16 protein-coding genes and 1 other RNA gene are annotated in these 17,954 nt (G+C 43.2%); 11 read left to right on the forward strand and 6 right to left on the reverse strand.

Going from position 1 to position 17,954, the window contains the following annotated elements; all coding sequences use genetic code 11:
* Genes KYS23_RS02485 through pspF form a run of 4 tightly spaced genes read right to left on the reverse strand, consistent with a single transcriptional unit; the run spans position 1 to position 4,663 of the window.
* On the reverse strand, positions 1-894 hold the full coding sequence (locus KYS23_RS02485; protein ID WP_159529434.1) for an ABC transporter permease subunit: 894 nt from the start codon (positions 892-894) through the stop codon (positions 1-3).
* A complete protein-coding gene (locus KYS23_RS02490) occupies positions 881-1,912 on the reverse strand; it encodes an ABC transporter permease (RefSeq protein ID WP_201299238.1) in 1,032 nt (343 codons plus the stop codon). Before KYS23_RS02490 ends, KYS23_RS02485 begins: the two co-directional genes overlap by 14 nt.
* Positions 1,909-3,531 carry an ABC transporter substrate-binding protein gene (locus KYS23_RS02495; protein WP_218395489.1) on the reverse strand — a complete coding sequence of 541 codons (1,623 nt, stop codon included), beginning with the start codon at positions 3,529-3,531 and terminating at the stop codon, positions 1,909-1,911. The genes KYS23_RS02490 and KYS23_RS02495 overlap by 4 nt, the downstream gene beginning before the upstream one ends.
* A 4-nt stretch (positions 3,532-3,535) precedes the next feature.
* Complete coding sequence (gene pspF, locus KYS23_RS02500) at positions 3,536-4,663, reverse strand: phage shock protein operon transcriptional activator (RefSeq protein ID WP_159529438.1); 1,128 nt, start codon at positions 4,661-4,663, stop codon at positions 3,536-3,538.
* A 199-nt stretch (positions 4,664-4,862) separates the two neighbouring features.
* On the opposite strand from pspF, the gene pspA reads away from it, so the two are divergent.
* From pspA to maiA, 7 genes are all read left to right on the forward strand, one after another.
* Positions 4,863-5,546 carry a phage shock protein PspA gene (gene pspA, locus KYS23_RS02505; protein ID WP_159529440.1) on the forward strand — a complete coding sequence of 228 codons (684 nt, stop codon included), beginning with the start codon at positions 4,863-4,865 and terminating at the stop codon, positions 5,544-5,546.
* A 120-nt stretch (positions 5,547-5,666) separates the two neighbouring features.
* Positions 5,667-5,906 (forward strand): envelope stress response membrane protein PspB, encoded by a 240-nt coding sequence (gene pspB, locus KYS23_RS02510; protein ID WP_013785052.1) that lies wholly within the window; start codon positions 5,667-5,669, stop codon positions 5,904-5,906.
* Entirely contained in the window at positions 5,903-6,355 is a 453-nt protein-coding gene (gene pspC, locus KYS23_RS02515) for an envelope stress response membrane protein PspC (protein WP_159529442.1), read from the forward strand. The genes pspB and pspC overlap by 4 nt, the downstream gene beginning before the upstream one ends.
* 221 nt (positions 6,356-6,576) lie before the next feature.
* Positions 6,577-7,380 (forward strand): phenylalanine 4-monooxygenase, encoded by an 804-nt coding sequence (gene phhA / locus KYS23_RS02520; protein ID WP_159534401.1) that lies wholly within the window; start codon positions 6,577-6,579, stop codon positions 7,378-7,380.
* 177 nt (positions 7,381-7,557) lie between these two features.
* On the forward strand, positions 7,558-9,114 hold the full coding sequence (gene tyrR, locus KYS23_RS02525) for a transcriptional regulator TyrR (RefSeq protein WP_013785049.1): 1,557 nt from the start codon (positions 7,558-7,560) through the stop codon (positions 9,112-9,114).
* Between the two features lie 207 nt (positions 9,115-9,321).
* A complete protein-coding gene (locus KYS23_RS02530; protein WP_218417992.1) occupies positions 9,322-10,332 on the forward strand; it encodes a fumarylacetoacetate hydrolase family protein in 1,011 nt (336 codons plus the stop codon).
* Positions 10,333-10,438: 106 nt separating this feature from the next.
* Entirely contained in the window at positions 10,439-11,095 is a 657-nt protein-coding gene (maiA, locus tag KYS23_RS02535; protein WP_159529446.1) for a maleylacetoacetate isomerase, read from the forward strand.
* A 55-nt stretch (positions 11,096-11,150) separates the two neighbouring features.
* Here the strand turns inward: maiA and KYS23_RS02540 are convergent, their stop codons facing one another.
* The gene (locus KYS23_RS02540; protein ID WP_013785046.1) at positions 11,151-11,618 is read right to left on the reverse strand and encodes an Lrp/AsnC family transcriptional regulator; all 468 of its coding nucleotides are present in this window, start codon (positions 11,616-11,618) and stop codon (positions 11,151-11,153) included.
* Between the two features lie 194 nt (positions 11,619-11,812).
* On the opposite strand from KYS23_RS02540, the gene KYS23_RS02545 reads away from it, so the two are divergent.
* Both KYS23_RS02545 and ffs read left to right on the forward strand, forming a co-directional pair.
* A complete protein-coding gene (locus KYS23_RS02545) occupies positions 11,813-12,871 on the forward strand; it encodes a Glu/Leu/Phe/Val dehydrogenase dimerization domain-containing protein (RefSeq protein ID WP_218395484.1) in 1,059 nt (352 codons plus the stop codon).
* 85 nt (positions 12,872-12,956) lie between these two features.
* Positions 12,957-13,053, forward strand: an RNA gene (gene ffs / locus KYS23_RS02550) — signal recognition particle sRNA small type.
* A 52-nt stretch (positions 13,054-13,105) separates the two neighbouring features.
* Here the strand turns inward: ffs and KYS23_RS02555 are convergent.
* Positions 13,106-13,393: a late competence development ComFB family protein gene (locus tag KYS23_RS02555; protein ID WP_057793221.1), complete on the reverse strand. Its 288-nt coding sequence runs from the start codon at positions 13,391-13,393 to the stop codon at positions 13,106-13,108.
* Between the two features lie 158 nt (positions 13,394-13,551).
* Between KYS23_RS02555 and KYS23_RS02560 the strand changes: the two genes are divergently transcribed.
* On the forward strand, positions 13,552-14,640 hold the full coding sequence (locus KYS23_RS02560) for a tryptophan 2,3-dioxygenase family protein (protein WP_159529486.1): 1,089 nt from the start codon (positions 13,552-13,554) through the stop codon (positions 14,638-14,640).
* A gap of 328 nt (positions 14,641-14,968) precedes the next feature.
* Entirely contained in the window at positions 14,969-17,941 is a 2,973-nt protein-coding gene (locus tag KYS23_RS02565; RefSeq protein WP_218417993.1) for a TonB-dependent receptor, read from the forward strand.
* Positions 17,942-17,954: the final 13 nt, after the last annotated feature.

Genomic DNA, 17,954 nt, shown 5'->3' on the forward strand with positions numbered 1-17,954 from the left:
TTAGTGGCTCACTCTTTTTCTGAGTGCAGAACGTAGTCCGTCCCCCACAATATTTATCGATAACACCAATAAGAAAATCGCAATCCCAGGCAATGCTACATTCCAAGGCGCTAAGTAGGCCACATCAAGTCCATCACCCAAAATAGCGCCAAGCTCGGCCAAAGGTGATTGTGCTCCCAAATTTAAAAAGCCGAGTGCAGATACATCGATAACCGCAATCGATAGTGCCACAGTGCCTTGCACCACAAGCATTTCTGTCATGTTAGGAAGAATAGAATGCACAAACAATTGCCATTTATTCGCCCCATCTAATTTCGAGGCCATAATGTATTCTTTCTTCATTTCAGCGCGCACAAATGTGCGCGTACGATGAACAAATTGTGGAATGAGCGCAAGGGTAATAGCCCACATGCTATTGACTAACCCTGTGCCAAGAATTGCCACGATAATAATAGCAATTAGCAAAGTTGGAATGGCCATTAAGGCATCTAGCAAGTGGTTCACAATACTTGAACGCACTCCCCGTAACATACCTGCAAATGTTCCAATACTCACGCCAATAAGCATGGCAAGCACTACCATAAGAAACCCCGACCCTAATGTAGTGCGGCAGCCATAAATAATACGAGAGAAAACATCGCGGCCAAGGGGATCGGTGCCGAACAAATGGGTTATTGACCCACTGCTTTCCCAACTTGGGGCAATAAGTAACGCATCTATATTCTGTTCCGCCGGGTTATAGGGTGAAACCACAGGTGCGAACAACGAAAAAATCACAAAGAAACCAAGCAAAATAAGACCAACAATCGCAATGTGGCTGCTACGGAAAGCTGCCCAAGTGCGCTGCCAGGGAGATGGATGAAACTCCTCTTCGTATAAACTAAACTGTGGCACGTTCGTACTTTTCTCGGCTAGGATCGATAATGCGGTTAAACAAGTCGACCATAATTGTTAACGTAATAACGAGGGTTGATACAGCCAACATTCCTACACGAAGCGCAGGGAAGTCTCGTTGATAAATTGCTTGAATTAACCAGCTACCAATACCTGGCCATGAAAATAAAGTTTCTACTATCATGGCATTGGTGATGAGTGTGGTAATTTGAATTGCCATCAAGGGCAATATAGGCAGTAACGCATTGCGTAATACATGCCTAAAGAAAATCTGCCATTCAGACACACCTCTAGAACGAGCGGCTACAATATACGGGCGGTGAATAACATCAATGACCGAACGACGGGTAATACGCACCATTGAAGCGGTTGTTATTGCGCCTATTGCCACTGTAGGCAACGCAAGGTGAGAAATAGCATCCCGGTAGGCAAGCCCATGATCGATACCCTCTGCTAGCATAATATCTATAAGCACAAAGCCAGTTACAGGTTTAATATCGAACAATAAACTAATTCGACCCGACAAAGGGGCAATATCAAGATGTAAACTAAAAAATAGGATTAGAATGAGTGCCAGCCAAAATACAGGGAAAGAATACGTTGTAATGCTCAGTGCATTGATAGTGTGGTCGGTGGTAGAGTAACTTTTAAGCCCTGCGTAATATCCCAAGGGGATGCCAACGAAAAGTGCCATCAACATTGCATAGGCGCTGAGCTCGATAGTAGCGGGCATGGCGATACCAATTTCTTCTCTAAGGGGCAATCCTGATGCTAGGCTGTAACCCCAATCGCCTTGTAACAACGACGATAAATAGTAAAAAAACTGTACTATGTAGGGTTGGTCTAGTCGAAATTGGCGCATAAGCGCCTCACGTTGTATCTCGTTCTGCGGCACAATTCCGGTAAGGTTTTCTAGTACATCACCGGGGAATAGATACACCAGCGAGAATGACATGGCGGTTAACACCAAAAGGGTTAAGATAAACAATACACCGTATCGCGATAATATTTGAATCACAGTGATTTACCTACTCCGCCAAATCTAACACCGCCAAACGGGTTTATGGTCATGCCTTCAAGTTCATTTCTATAGGCTTGATAACGATATGCGTGGGCAATAGGCACTAATGGCAATCGCTCGTAAAGCAGTCTATTCACTTGTTGATAGATTAAACGCCGCGCTTCAAGGTCTTCTGTCTGCAACGCTTTATCTAAAAGTTCATCATAATCGTTATCACACCACATGGCGCGGTTAGTTCCAGAGGGTATGGCGCCACAGCTAAGTAATGGTCGGTAAAAATTATCAGGATCGCCATTATCGGCCGACCAGCCTATTAATACCGAGTCATGTAGCCCTTCTTGCAAGTGGCGTCTAAATGTCGCCCAGTCGTAACTAACAATAGTGGCGATAACGCCCACATCTCGAAGATACCTTTGGATAAGCTCTGCCATTTTCGCTGCATTAGGGTTATAAGCACGCTCAATAGGCATGGCCCATATGGTCATGGTAAACCCAGGTTCCACGCCTGCATTTTCAAGCAGCTTTCTCGCTAGTACAGGGTTGTAAGCCGTATCATCCGCATCGTTTTGAAAGGCCCAGCTGGCGGCGGGTAGCAACGTTTTAGCACGGGTAGCACTGTCGAAATAAACCGCTTCTAACAGCGTGTTTTTATCGATAGCCGCGGCCAACGCGCGCCTAACATCAGGGTTGTCGAAAGGTGGGCGCTGGGTATTAAATGCCCAAAATCCCACGTTCAAACCGGGCTTTTCAGCCAATAGTAAATCGTCGCGAGAGCGGATAACCTCTAATTCAGTTTGTGCTGGAAAAGCCGTCGCGTCACATTCACCGGTCATTAACTTAGCCAAACGCAACGAGCTCTTCGGGGTGATATCATAAATTAAACGTTCCGCATTATCTTGCTCACCCCAATACGTTTGGTGACGTTGGTAGCGAATGTAGTGATCTTTTCGGTAGTTTTCGAATTTGAATGGACCTGTACCAATAGGGTATTGATCGATACGATTAGGCAGACCTTGTTGTAACAATGCCTCACCGTACTCTTGTGACAACATCACCGAAAAGTCCGTAGCCAAATTCGCTAAAAAAGAGCTGTCTCTGCGCTTTAGATTTATTTCTACCCTGTACCCGTTTACCCGTTCAACAGAGGCGATATTCTGTGCAAGCCCCAAACTTTCAAAGTACGGGTAACGGCCGCCAGATACGTAATGGTAAGGGTGTGAAGTAAGTCGCCACCTATCAATACTAAAAATGACATCGTCGGCATTAAAGTTTCTGCTCGGCGTGAAATAGCTAGTAGTATGAAACTCTACGTCTTTTCTGAGTTGAAAAGTATACGTTAAGCCGTCATCAGAGACCAACCAGCTACTCGCAATACTCGGTATGATACGGCCAGAATCAGGGTCGAAATCGAGTAACCTGTCATACAACTGATGCGATGACGCATCGGTTGTGGTGCTAGACGTATCTAACTGAGGATTAAACGTCACTGGATTGCTTTCAGAGCAATAGACTAAACCGCTATTATAAAATGCATGTTCATCTTGTTTTGAACAGGCCGCTACCAGCATTACCATAACAACAGTAAAGGCAGCGTAAAAAAGCGGTTTTACAGGCATTCAGTTAGCACTCCATCGATTCAGGTGAAGAGTCTAACAGGTTGTATTTTTTTAGATAACCTCGAAGTTGATGATAAGTGAGACTAAGCTTCTCGGCAGTCTTTTTCTGATTGAATTGGCTGTCTGATAATGCTTGTTTAATCATATCAATTTCGTATTGCTGAGAGCGGTCTTTTAAATCGATAGGGTATTCTACCGTATCGGGTTGTAACGACGGTAATACAGCAGGCGATGAAGTTGCCGCAGGCTCATTATTGGAGGCTATGTTCTCTATGCTGGCAGGCACTGTTGGTTCTGCTTCAGATGTAGCCGAGGTTCTATCATTGGTTTTAATGCGAGAGGTTGGCCTAAATAAAGATTCAAAAGGGTCGAGAACAATATCGTGTACGGGCAAATGTGGGTTGTTCGTTCTGTACACCGCACGTTCAACCACGTTTTTAAGTTCTCGAATATTCCCGGGCCATTCGTAATCAAGCAAGGTGCGTTTTGCTTTTTCAGTAAAGCCGCTAAAAAGCTCCATTTCCATTTCTCTTGCCATGCTTATGGCAAAGTTCTCAGCAAGCATCATGATATCTTCACGTCGCTCTCTTAATGGAGGGATAGTAATAACATCGAAGGCGAGCCTGTCGAGTAAGTCAGCACGGAACTCACCAGCGTCAGCCAGGGCGGGTAAATCTTCATTTGTAGCAGCAACCAAGCGGACATCGGTTTTAACGGTTTTATTGCCGCCCACACGTTCAAATTCGCCGTATTCCACTACTCGCAATAATTTTTCTTGAATTAAACCAGAGGTGTTCGCCAGCTCGTCAAGAAACAGTGTGCCATTGTGGGCAATTTCGAAACGACCTTCACGGCGCTTTGCTGCGCCAGTAAATGCACCAGCTTCATAGCCGAACAACTCACTTTCTAATAAGCTTTCGTTAAGTGCGGCGCAATTAAGCTTGACGTAATTTTGATCCCAGCGCTTAGACAGAAAGTGTAAACGTGCTGCTATAAGCTCTTTACCGGTTCCGCGCTCACCTATCACCAATACGGGTTTATCCAGTGGTGCTATTTGTGAAATTTGCTCTAGCACCTCTAAAAAACTATTCGCTTGACCTAGCAAATTATCCTGCTGACGATACCTACTCATTAAATCCCTCAAATATTAGTCATTTCGACCAATTAATAGTGTAGAGTAAAAAAACTTGTTGTTCGAGCATTATTTAAACCAAACGAATATCTTTTAAAATTATCAAGTTAGGGTAATTCAAAAAACTGGCAAGCATATTGAATAGTCTTATTACACGTTTATCTTGGTACAACCAGTTTTCGACTATGAGGTAATTATTATGGGTATCTTCTCGCGTTTCACTGACATTGTGAATTCGAATATTAATGCGCTTTTAGATAAAGCGGAAGATCCGGAGAAAATGGTCCGGTTGATTATTCAGGAAATGGAAGACACATTGGTAGAGGTGCGCTCAGCATCGGCTAAAACGTTGGCGAACAAAAAGGAAATTGTAAGCCAAATTAATAAATACGAAGCAGACGCTAACGATTGGCAAATGAAAGCGGAACTTGCGTTAAGCAAAGACCGTGATGATTTAGCCCGCGCAGCACTGCAAGAAAGAAAGAAATCAGCAGAAGCTGCTGAAACGCTAACTAACGAGCTAACGGTTGTTGAACAGCAAATTAGCAAGCTTCAAGATGAGATTGGTCAGCTTCAAGACAAGCTAGCTGATGCGAAGAGTCGTCAAAAAGCGATTATCATGCGTCAGAAAACGGCGAGTTCACGCTTAGAAGTGAAACGCACGCTAGATAGCACAAAAGTAGATTCAGCTATGGGGCGCTTCGAACAATACGAGCGTAAGATTGACGATTTAGAGTCGCAGGTAGATGCTTACGACCTAGGTAAGAAAACCTTAAATGATGAATTTGCAGAATTAGAAACAGGCGATAAGATAGACGAAGAACTAGCTGCGCTTAAAGCAAGAGTGAAAGGTGACACAAGCTCATCTTCAACATCAGAATAATAATTACAGGTAGCCTGCTTAGGTACTAAGTGCATTACGCTATGCGTTTTGCACAATGCATCAGGTATTTGGTGCTAGGGCACTGAGCAGGCTAATCGGGGTTTTTTGGAGGTATTTACAATGGATGAAGGTATCATTGCAATGTTGGTAATGCCCTTGGTCATTTTTATGATTTTTGTGGCACCGATTTGGTTAATTCTGCATTACCGCAGCAAAAAACAAGTCAATCAAGGGTTGAGTGTTGAAGAGCAAGCTTCATTACAATCACTTGCTGAACAAGCTGAAAAAATGAGCGATAGAATTCAAACTCTGGAGGCTATCTTAGACAGTGAAGCCCCAGAATGGAGGAATCGCGCATGAGAAACGGTAAACAGCTATACCGCGATACAGACAACGCAAGAATAGCGGGTGTATGTTCAGGAATAGCGCACTACTTTGGTTTAGAGACATGGTTGGTGCGAATTCTAGCGGTGACAGGCTTTTTCTTATTAGCAGGTCCATTCATGTTTGTTGCGTATATAGCGGGCTGGTTCATCTTAGATAAGAAGCCTTTAGGTGATGCTTCAGAGGAGCAAACCACTGTTCAGCAAAGCCGCGGCAAGGGTTGGAAAAATACAACGGCCACATCAAGTAATAGTCGTCATAAGGTCGAAGTGAAAACAAAAGTTTGGCAGTCTGGTGAGCCACCTAAACAGGCATTTCACGATATTCGTAATCGTTTTCAGAAATCGGAAGTACGATTACGCAAGATGGAAACGTATGTGACCTCAAGGGAATTTGAACTTAACCGAGAAATCAGTAGATTGTAGTCAAGTATCATTGAATCACATTCGCTAGCGACTCCCCGATAAATGCAAAACCGCTCCTCTTTAAGAGCGGTTTTTTGTATGTAAAGCATTATGTTAGGTTTTTTTGTAAATAAGTTGTTACGGCTTGGCGGCACGGCAAGAATGGGTGAACACTTCCCGTAAGCGCGCATTTCATTAGACTGATTGGCAGAAGTCATTTATTGAATATGTCGAAAGTAGTTATGGCAAAATCTAGTGTTTATCAATCAAAATCCTCAGACAATAAAGGCGTTATAAACTGGTCAGAAGAAGAAAATCAAATCTGGGCAGAGTTGTACGCAAGGCAAATTCCGTTGTTGAAAACCCGTGCCTGCGAACAGTATATGGAGGGGTTGTCGTTACTGGCACTGCCTGATGATCGCATTCCTCAGCTACCGGATATCGATAAAGTATTATTGGCAAAAACTGGCTGGAAAACTGCCGAGGTTCCTGCGCTCATCAATTTTGGCGAATTTTTTAGATTATTAGCCAACAAACAGTTTCCTGTTGCAACCTTCATTCGCTCGAAAGACGAATTTGATTACCTACAAGAGCCCGATATTTTTCATGAGGTTTTCGGTCATTGTCCTTTGCTAACGAATCCAGCTTTCGCGCACTTCACCCATACCTATGGGAAGCTCGGCTTAGCGGCTAGCAAAGAGGACCGAATCTATCTAGCACGACTTTATTGGTTCACGGTTGAGTTTGGGTTAGTTCGAAGTAAAGCTAATCCAGAAAAACTGGAGATTTATGGTGGAGGTATTCTGTCTTCACCAGGTGAAACGCTATATGCGCTGGATAGCAGCGACGCTATTAGAAAGCCGCTTACCGCCACCGATGCCCTTCGTACACCCTATAGAATTGATATCATGCAGCCCTTGTATTACGTACTTCCTGACTTTGATTATCTGTTTGAATTGGCCAATATGGACATCATGAGCCTAGTGAATAAAGCGAAGGGGCTTGGGCTATATCCCGCCTTATTTGACGCTAAAAAGCAGGCATAAGTTAACATTTTGTTACGCCGCGGTGTGGGGGGAAACGTTTTCACACCTTCCACTTCGCCGAATCGCTTAGAAACCCAGCCTTCCAAGGAGACAATCTGGCATAATTAACTTGTTATCTTTTTGTAAAAGTGTGATATTGTGTACATATAAGTTTACAAGAGATGTGAAGTCACACCCATGCGATTAGAAATCAGTTGTCAGGACAGACTGGGTATTACTCAAGATGTGTTGGATATCCTCGTTACCCACGAAATCGATCTAAGAGGTATTGAGATTGATGAAACAGGTAAAATTTTTCTTAATTTTCCCAATATTGAATTTGCAGACTTCCAGCATCTGATGCCCAAAATTCGTCGCATCGATGGTATTTCTGACGTTAAAACGACGCATTTTATGCCAAGTGAAAGAGAAAAAACTCAGCTTTCTGCCATATTGCGCACGCTTCCTGATCCGGTGTTTTCTATTGATGCGAGAGGGCATATCTTACTGTGCAATGAAGCAGTAACCTCTGGGTTAGAGCAGAGCGTCCACGATGTTGAAGGCATTGAAATAGGCGAAGTAGTGAAGGGCTTTAACTTCACCCGTTGGATGGATGGAAAGTTGCCTCGCGCTCAGTCCTCCAAGGTAAAGTTTATCCAACAAGACTATGTGGCTGATATGTTGCCTATTACCGTGCCTGACGGTGATAACAACATTATTATGGCCGGTGCGGTGGTTATTCTGAAATCAGAAATGCGGTTAGGCCAACAGTTTAGTGTATTCCATCAATCGCCGACTGACAGTTTTGATAGATTCGTCGTGGAATCTCAGGCGATGAAACGTGTGGTGAGTGAAGCAAAACGTATTGCTGATCTTGATGCACCGGTTCTTATTTTCGGTGAAACAGGCACGGGTAAAGAAATGATTGCCCGCGCTTGTCATCAATCCAGTCGACGCAGTGAGGGCGCGTTTTTAGCGCTAAATTGTGCATCGCTACCTGATAGCGTGGCGGAAACTGAATTATTTGGTTATGCGCAAGGTGCTTTTAATCAACCTAATGCTAAAGAAGGTCTGCTAGAGCAAGCAAGAGGCGGCACACTGCTGCTTGATGAAATTGCTGACATGAGTTCTCAGCTACAAGCCAAACTACTACGGGTGTTAGAAGACGGTGAATTTAGACGAGTAGGCGATGCGGAACCTGTTACTGTAGATGTTCGTTTTATTTGCACTACCTGCCGCGACCTAGGTCAATTGGTAGAAGAAGGGCGTTTTCGCAAAGAATTGTATTATCGCTTAAATGTATTGAGCTTAGTGATGCCATCGTTAAAAGAACGCCGACACGATATTGTTCCACTAGCCGAATCATTTATTGCCCAGCACAGTACAAAGCTGGGTCGTAGGCCGGCTAAATTGAGTAAGTCCTGCGTTGATTTCTTGCAACAATATCCTTGGCCGGGCAATGTCCGTCAGCTTCAAAATGCACTGTTCAGAGCGTTGTCATTGCTAGATGGCAAGGAAATAACCAAAGAAGATATTCAGCTTCCTAGTTGTGCCCCTAGTGTGACCTTTATCGATGAAAACTTTGAAGGCACATTAGACGATGAAGTGAAAAAATTTGAAAAAGACTTACTAAAACGGCTTTATCCTTTCTATCCGAGTACGCGTCAATTGGCGAGGAAGTTGGGGTTAAGTCATACCGCGATTGCGAATAAATTACGTGAGTACGGTATTAATAAAGCATCAATAAAAATGTAGGTTTCACTGTTTCGTTAAATTTACGTTGCCTTGCTTAGCTAATAAGGGCGGTACTTCAGAGGGAAGTGCCGCCTTTTTTTGTACAACCAAGCTTACAGTTAAAATTTTTGTCACGCGCTCATGACTTTTCATCTTGTTACGGGTGATGCATAAAGAATAATAAATGTTACATACGCAAAAGTGCTGATCACAGTAGGGATTTAATTTATGAAACTAGCCACATATAAGAATGATAGCCGAGACGGCTGTTTAATGTTGGTATCTAAAGATTTAACGCGTACTTGTTCAGTAGAAGATATCGCTCACACAATGCAACAAGCACTCGACAGTTGGCAGGTCACTGCTCCGCAGTTACAGATGCGCTACGAACAGCTTAACAATGGGGTAATAGAAAGTATCGAATTTGATGCTACCCGCTGTGAGTCTCCTTTACCGCGCGCTTATCAGTGGGCTGATGGGAGTGCTTATGTGAACCATGTAGAGCTAGTAAGAAAAGCGCGAGGCGCAGAAATTCCTGAAAGCTTTTGGAGCGACCCACTCATGTACCAAGGGGGATCTGACGACTTTATCGGTCCTTGTGACGACATTATTCTGCCCAGCGATGAATGGGGCATTGATTTTGAAGGTGAGGTCGCCGTTGTCACCGACGATGTTCCAATGGCTTGCACAGATGCGCAAGCGGCAGAGCGAATTAGATTGGTAATGCTTGTGAATGATGTATCGCTAAGGGGATTAATTCCAGGTGAGTTGGCGAAAGGATTTGGGTTCTTCCAGTCAAAGCCTGCCTCTAGCTTTTCACCCGTGGCAGTAACACCCGATGAGCTCGGGGATGCGTGGGAACAAGAAAAAGTGCATTTACCGCTTCGTTCTACCTACAACGGTGACTTGTTCGGTAAACCACAAGCAGGTGAAGACATGACATTTAGCTTCGCTAAGCTGGTGTCACATGCAGCTAAGAGTCGAAATTTAGGCGCTGGCACCATTATTGGTTCCGGTACCGTATCGAACAAACAAGGTACTGATCACGGCTCAGCCATTGCTGAAGGTGGCCTTGGCTACTCGTGTATTGCTGAAGTGCGCATGATTGAAACCATCAGGGACGGAAAGCCAGCTACTCCCTTTATGCAATTTGGCGATCGAATTAGGATAGAAATGTTCGATAGTAAAGGACAAAGCATTTTCGGTGCTATCGAGCAACAGGTTAAGCCTTTAAGCTAAATCTAAAAGAGCGAAATTAAGGAGTGGTGGCATGTACTCTCCTCCTTGGAAATTACGCTATGATTATAATGAGTAATACAACACACACGTAAGGCGGCGGGTATTTATGAGTTTAACTTTATACGGTTACTGGCGCTCAACGGCGTCTTACAGAGTAAGAATTGCACTTAATTTAAAAGGTGTAGAGTACCACTACGTGCCTGTGCACTTAGTCAATGAAGGTGGTCAGCAGCACAGCGCGCCCTATAAACAGCTAAACCCCGCTCAGCTAGTGCCTACTTTGGTTGACGATGACGAAGATATCATTCTTAATCAATCTTTAGCCATTATCGAATACTTAGATGAACGCTTTCCCTCGCCGTATCAATTAATACCATCACATAAGACAGAACGAGCAAGGGTAAGGGCGCTGGCTCAGGATATTGCATGTGACACTCAACCTTTAAGTAACCTGCGTGTACTCAATCAGCTTAAGAATGAATATAGTGCCGAACAAGAAAGTGTAAACAAATGGGCGGCGCATTGGATAACGCTGAGTTTCGATGCCATTGAAAAGCGGCTACAAACCCAAGCGGGTAAGTATTGCTTTGACTTTGATGTGACCATGGCTGACTTGTGTTTGGTACCGCAGGTTTATAACGCGCATCGCTTTAATGTGGATATGACACGATATCCGCTTATTCAAAAAATAACAGACAATTGCAATGCATTACCTGCTTTTGAAAAAGCCCTGCCTGAGAACCAAGTTGACAGCGTGCTTTAATAAAGTGAGAAAGTAGGGCAGTCGATAAACAGCAGGGCGTAGGTTTCAATGAAACCTACTGTCGTTTGATGGGTAGCTCAGTGGTGTTCTTCACTTGTTTTAATGCGAAGGTAGAGCTGACATGATCAACCAAAGGAAGATGAGTAAGCTTCGTTTTCAGTAAAAATTCATATTCTTCAATACTTTCCACAATCACTTTAAGCAAATAGTCTTTCTCACCGCTGGTGGTGTGGCACTCAACAATTTCATCAATACTTTGTACTGCATTTTCAAAATCGGTAAGGGAGTCGCCATCATGATTTTTAAGTGTGACATAAATAAAAACAGACACCCCAAGGTTCAATTTTTTACTGTTTAATAGGGTGACTTTGCCGATGATAATACCGTCGGCTTCCATTCGTTTTACCCGTCGCCAACATGGGGTATGGGAAAGCCCAACCTTTTGACTCAACTCAGCCATAGAGACAGTGGCATCTTGTTGAAGTACTCGTAAAATCTCACGATCGAATTTATCTAATTTCATTGAACGCAGCTTCCGTCGTTTTTATGATGTTTATTATATAGAAAAATAAATTCTAGGATAGATATCCTAGAAAAATAGTATTCATACTTTGTGTATTTCACTTTACGAGGGCCGGTCATCAACTTAGCAAGGCGTGTCCTCTGGTTGTTGGGCTACACTTGGGCAAAATCCATCACATTATTAATAGGGAAAGTATGTCGGTTTTCGATCACATAGAGTTTGATAATCACGAGCATGTCGCTTTTTATCACGATAAAGAAGCAGGCTTAAGTGCCATTATTGCCATACACAACACAAACCTAGGCCCAGCATTGGGTGGTTGTAGAATGTGGCCCTATGTAAGTAGTGCAGAAGCACTTACCGATGTACTCCGCCTTTCTAAGGGAATGACTTACAAAGCCGCGATGGCTAATATCGCATTAGGCGGCGGTAAGTCAGTCATAATTGGTGATCCTCGCAAACAAAAAACGCCGGCAATGATGGAAGCCATGGGGAAATTCGTTGATTCATTGGGCGGCAAATATTTTACCGCAGAAGACTCAGGTATTTCAGTTACCGATTTACAAACCATGGCGACTCAGTCTGATTACATTGCTGGGGTAAACGCGCAATATCATTACGCTGACGAGCAACCTGACGGCAACCCTGCACCATCAACCGCTTACGGCGTGTTTGTAGGCTTAAGAGCTAGCGTGGAGCACGGTTTAAATCGCAGCTTAGAAGGCGTAAGCGTGGCCATTCAGGGTATGGGGCACGTTGGTTATCGACTAGCGTCACACCTGCATGCAGCGGGTGCAAAACTCTATGTAGCCGATATTTTCCCTGAAGGTGTTGAAAAGGCCGTAGCAGAACTGGGTGCTACGGCGGTAGCGCCGGAAGAAGTTTTAGGGCTGGACGTTGATGTGCTTGCCCCTTGTGCCTTAGGTGCGGCGATTAACGACCAAACACTACCTATGATTAAGGCAAAAATTATTGCTGGCGCGGCTAACAATCAACTTGCACGTGAAGAGATTGGCGATATGTTAGTCGAACGTGGCATTTTGTATGCGCCTGATTATGTGATTAATGCAGGCGGTGTTATCGATATCTTCCATCAGCGTATGGATAAGAGCTCGAATGCGGCATTGCGTAAGCATATTGAAGACATTGGTACGACTTTGAAAGAAATTTATATCCGTGCTGATGCCCAAAAAGCAGCCACAAATCGAGTGGCAAACATCATTGCAGAAGAGAGATTTTCGTTAAAGGGTTGAAACTTATCGGGCAAGTAGTCATAATGCGCCCCGCGCTTAAGACTGCTGACGCCTGTTAGCATTTTATTCGCTTTCTATGGTGGGCTTTTGGTCCTCCCGCAATGATACTCTGTGAACTCGGTCAGGCCTGGAAGGGAGCAGCCGCAGCAGACGACTCATGTGCCGGGATGTGGCTGGGAGCCCGCCACCCAATTTACTCCCCCGTATTTTTATCTCATACAACTGTGTTTGGCATTACTCTGCTTTCTCGCTTACTGACGTTTTATCTGTGTCGTTTAAATATTTCATCGCATTGTCGATAGCGTATGTAACATTCATCTCCATTTGGTTTCGTTCACTCTGGGGAAGATAAAATGCCATATCGACTTCGTAGCGAATGTAGCGTGGAGGAACTTGGTTAAGTGCCAAGCAGCATAGGTCAGCTAAATAATCAGGACTTTTAGTATTATCCAGCCCAAGTTCTGTTACACGTTGTAATACAAGATGTTCGTAATAATTATGAATGTCATCATCAAGCTTCATATTTTTGCCCTAATTAAAATTTTAACGCGATGTTATTTTTTATGGGTGTGTATATTTTTAATAACGCCCCTAGATAATTTATAGCCTGTATTTTGTCGATGTCGAGTTAGCGATGTTAGAATTTCCTTCTGTCCATAACGACGATAAGAATAATCGGCATGAAAAAAAATATAGAACCCTGCTATTACGGTGATTACCTAGCGTTAGATAAAATACTTGGCGCACAAAAGCTTCAAAGTACCAAGTACGGTGAACCTGCTCATGAGGAAATGCTATTTATAGTAGTGCATCAAGTGTATGAGCTATGGTTTAAGCAACTGTTGCACGAACTCAATGCGGTTATCGACACATTCAATCAAGCAGCAGTAAAAGATCAGCAACTCACTTCAGTAGTACATAGGCTGCACCGTGTTATACAAATTCAAAAGCTGATGAATGACCAAATAGGTATTATGGAAACCATGACGCCTCAACAGTTTCTTTCATTCAGAGATTATTTGGTTCCCGCCTCAGGCTTTCAAAGTATCCAATTTAAACAGCTTGAAATTTCATTAGGCCTTAAAAGGGAATATCGTATCGATTTCGATAAGCAAAGTTTTTATAACCGATTAAGTGATGATGATCGCAGCCTATTGGAAGCGTTAGAAGAAAAACCAAGCTTGTTTGAACTAGTGGATAAGTGGTTGGCACGTATGCCACTACTTAAAACCGAGGATTTCCACTTTTGGGATTACTACCGAAATGCAACAGATGAAATGCTTAACGATGACAAAGAAACCATAGAAAAAAATGCGTTTCTGTCGGAAGTAGAACGTCGACAAGAGCTTAAAGACTGGCAATCGACCAGAGAGAACTTTGACGGGCTATTTAATCATGATACGTATGAAGCCCTTCTTAATCAGGGTAAATTCCGCTTATCACATGAAGCATTATTGTCGGCTTTATTTATAAAGCAGTATTCAGAAGAACCCGTTTTTAATCTGCCTTTCCAACTCATTACCGCACTAACAGAAATTGATGAACAATTAACGTTGTGGCGTTATCGCCATGCCATGATGGTACAACGAATGCTGGGAACAAAAATAGGAACGGGCGGCTCATCCGGCCACCATTATTTGAAGAAAACGACGGAATCTAACAGGGTGTTTCTAGACTTTTTCAACATGGCTACGTTCCTTTTACCAAAAAGTTCACTTCCAGAACTGCCTGAATCGGTGAAACGACGCTTAGGCTTTTATTTACAATAGACGAAAAATGCGACATTTCTGCATTTGCGACGAATGTAATTCGTCGCAAATGGGGAACTTCGTTAATATCCCCCCAAGGCCAAGCCACTCAATAGATTGCGTGGAATTTCCCTACTTCACGCCCATGCCATTCATCGTAAAAATTTCCATTTACGCTTGCTTTACCCCCTTTACATATGTCAATTATACTTTCGGATAATCATAAAAATCCGTATAAAAAACAATCGTTTAGAAGATTTTAATGGTTAGTTTAATAAAATTTAAAAGTCTGCTCTCATCGATAACTTACGGTTAGCGATGAAGGGCGAGTATAAAGCCGGGGAAACACATGATAAATAATAAAACGCTCACAGCATTAGCTGTGGCAGCGTCTTTAGGTGTTGCTGCACCTTCTTTCGCACAAGAATCAAAAGGTACAATTGTAGGTACCTCTGTGTCTGCAAGTACAAATCAGTTACTTGGTGACGTAGAAGTCACAATTGTCAACTTAGAAACGGGCCTAACACGTACTGTCGTAACAGATTCTGATGGTCGTTTCACTTTTCCATTATTGCCACCAGGCCAATATAGTCTTTCAGCTCAAAAAGCTGGTTTTACCGTTGCACAAGAAAAGCAATTCACAGTACGCCCATCAGGTAGAACTAACTTAGATGTGGCTCTCGAATCTGGAGATATTGAGCGAATTTCAGTAAGCGGTACGTCAATCTCAAATATTGATGTTACTTCAAGTGAGTCGCAGCTTTACGTAGACCAAGACTTCATTGCGAAAGTTCCTGTGCCACGTGATATTGCTTCTGTCGCACTTTTAGCGCCGGGCACGGTATCTGGTGATTCAGATTTCGGTAACTATGCCTCGTTTGGTGGATCATCTGTAGGTGAAAACGTTTATTACGTTAACGGTATCAACGTAACTAACTTCAGAAACGGTCTTGGTGGTTCTGAACTTCCATTTGAAATGTATGAATCGTTTGAAGTGAAGACAGGTGGCTATTCTGCTGAATACGGTCGTTCAACGGGCGGTGTTATCAACGCAAGAACTAAAAGTGGTAGCAACGAATTTAAGTGGGGCGCGAGCGCTTACTACGAACCAGCTGCGTTAAGAGCACACAGCCCAGATGTGTTCTATAGAACACAGGCTGATGCTGACGAAGCAGGAACAGCTTATTATGAAGTATTCAAAGAAGATGAGCGCAGTGAAACAAATGTAAACTTGTGGGCTAGCGGTGCACTTGTTGAAGATAAGCTTTTCTTTTTTGGTTTAATAAACCAAAAGCTTCGCCAAAGAGATTATGGCGATACTGCTGTAATCTATGATCGCGAAGGTAATGATACGTTACTAAGTGCAAAGCTTGACTGGTACATTACGCCAGAGCACATCCTAGAAATCACCGCATGGGACAATACTGAAGAGCTCGAATCTGAAAAGTTTTTGTATAGCCCAGATTCAGATGAAGTAGGGAACTCTTTAGGTAATTATACCTTAGAGCGCGGTGGTAAAACGTGGGGTATCCAGTACACAGGTATTATTACCGATGATATTACTATTAGCACCCAATACTCAATTAACGAAACAAGCTACAGTAATTTAAATGATGGAAGCAATCCGCTTGGTGATGCTCCTGTTATTTTCGACCGATTTACAAACGTCGAATATGGCGCTTACGGTTTGGCTACACCTTCTATTCAAGAAGATAAGCGTACGGCTATTCGTTTTGATGTTGAATGGTATGTCAATGCTGATCATGTGTTGAAATTTGGTGTGGATAACGAAGATCTAGAAGCATCTGAAAATACGCAGAGAGCCGGTGGTGTAGCCTATCGCTATGAAAACTGTGGTGCAAATCTTGATGAAGCAGGTAATGAAGATTGCTTAGTTCGTCAAGAGTACTACATAAACCAAGGCGATTTTGAAACGAAAAGCTTCGCGTACTATATCGAAGATACTTGGACGGTAACTGATAATATTACAGCACGTATCGGTTTGCGTAATGAGAGCTTTGAAAACTACAACAAAGCAGGCGATAAGTTTGTTGATGTTACTGACCAGTGGGCACCTCGCTTAGGGCTTAGTTGGGATGTTAAAGGTGATGGCGAAAGCAAAGTTTTTGCTAACTATGGGCGTTATTATCTTCCCGTTGCCACAAATACAAACATCCGTTTAGCAGGTGATGAACTTTATACTCGACAGTACTATGAAGTAGAGTCAATTAATGCTGATTTTACACCAGTACTTGGTGATGAAGTTGGTGGCATGACGGTATACTCTGATGGCACGCTTAAAAGCACGACTGAAACAGTTAATGCCGACCTAGACCCAATGTATCAAGATGAGTTCATACTTGGTTACGAGCAAGTGCTTAATGAATCATGGAGCTTTGGTGTTAAAGCCACTTATCGTGACCTTGGTAGTTCTTTAGAAGATATTGCAATTGATAAAGGCTTTAACGATTTTATTGAGCAAGAATTTGGTTCTTCTTGCACTATGTGCGACTCAGGCTTCCACTACTACGTGCTAACTAATCCTGGTAACGATGTAACTATCACTACCGACCCAGATGGTGACGGTCCAGTTCCGTTTGGCACCTATACTATTCCAGCCGATATGCTAGGTTATCCAGAAGCTGAGCGCCAATACGCTTCAGTTGATTTCACGGTCGACCGCGCATGGGATGATGTTTGGATGATGAGCTTTACCTATACATGGAGCCACAGTTGGGGCAACAATGAAGGTTTCGTTCGTTCTGACAATGATCAAGACGATTCTGGTTTAACAACTAACTTTGACCAACCAGGGTTAACGGACGGAGCTTCTGGTAATCTGCCAAATGACCGTCGTCACTCATTTAAATTGAATGGCGCGTATCAATTAACAGAAAACTTCTCGTTAGGCGCTAACTTCCGTTGGACATCTGGTCGCCCTCTAAGCTCATTTGGTTACCACCCAACTGATGTATTTGCGTCTCTATATGATGCAGAATCATTTGTTTACGAAGGTGAAATTGCTCCTCGTGGCTCTCAAGGTAGAACACCAAATGTTTGGAACCTTGATTTAAGTGCTAAATACTTGATAGAGCTAGAAGAAGCTGATATTGCTCTTCGCGCTGATATCTTCAATGTGTTCAATAATGATGAAGCCACACAATTGAACGAAGTTAACGAAAGACTATCAGGATATGAAGACGGAGAGCAATTTGCACCATTCGGTTATATTGCTCGCGGTGAATCTAACCCTAGCTATGGCCTACCAACTTCTTTCCAAACGCCTCGTTACGTGCGTTTTAGTGTTGAAGTTACATTTTAATAATTGAGTAATG

Source organism: Alteromonas lipotrueae, from assembly GCF_019249255.1.
Lineage (GTDB): Bacteria > Pseudomonadota > Gammaproteobacteria > Enterobacterales > Alteromonadaceae > Alteromonas > Alteromonas lipotrueae.

What these genes read in the sequence shown, in the direction of transcription:
- pspB (WP_013785052.1), top strand. Translation starts at nt 5,667, where the DNA reads ATGGATGAAGGTATCATTGCAATGTTGGTAATGCCCTTGGTCATTTTT.
- KYS23_RS02530 (WP_218417992.1), top strand. Translation starts at nt 9,322, where the DNA reads ATGAAACTAGCCACATATAAGAATGATAGCCGAGACGGCTGTTTAATG.
- KYS23_RS02540 (WP_013785046.1), bottom strand. Translation starts at nt 11,618, where the DNA reads ATGAAATTAGATAAATTCGATCGTGAGATTTTACGAGTACTTCAACAA.
- KYS23_RS02545 (WP_218395484.1), top strand. Translation starts at nt 11,813, where the DNA reads ATGTCGGTTTTCGATCACATAGAGTTTGATAATCACGAGCATGTCGCT.
- KYS23_RS02560 (WP_159529486.1), top strand. Translation starts at nt 13,552, where the DNA reads ATGAAAAAAAATATAGAACCCTGCTATTACGGTGATTACCTAGCGTTA.
- pspC (WP_159529442.1), top strand. Translation starts at nt 5,903, where the DNA reads ATGAGAAACGGTAAACAGCTATACCGCGATACAGACAACGCAAGAATA.
- pspF (WP_159529438.1), bottom strand. Translation starts at nt 4,663, where the DNA reads ATGAGTAGGTATCGTCAGCAGGATAATTTGCTAGGTCAAGCGAATAGT.
- KYS23_RS02495 (WP_218395489.1), bottom strand. Translation starts at nt 3,531, where the DNA reads ATGCCTGTAAAACCGCTTTTTTACGCTGCCTTTACTGTTGTTATGGTA.
- pspA (WP_159529440.1), top strand. Translation starts at nt 4,863, where the DNA reads ATGGGTATCTTCTCGCGTTTCACTGACATTGTGAATTCGAATATTAAT.
- KYS23_RS02565 (WP_218417993.1), top strand. Translation starts at nt 14,969, where the DNA reads ATGATAAATAATAAAACGCTCACAGCATTAGCTGTGGCAGCGTCTTTA.
- phhA (WP_159534401.1), top strand. Translation starts at nt 6,577, where the DNA reads ATGGCAAAATCTAGTGTTTATCAATCAAAATCCTCAGACAATAAAGGC.
- tyrR (WP_013785049.1), top strand. Translation starts at nt 7,558, where the DNA reads ATGCGATTAGAAATCAGTTGTCAGGACAGACTGGGTATTACTCAAGAT.
- KYS23_RS02555 (WP_057793221.1), bottom strand. Translation starts at nt 13,393, where the DNA reads ATGAAGCTTGATGATGACATTCATAATTATTACGAACATCTTGTATTA.
- maiA (WP_159529446.1), top strand. Translation starts at nt 10,439, where the DNA reads ATGAGTTTAACTTTATACGGTTACTGGCGCTCAACGGCGTCTTACAGA.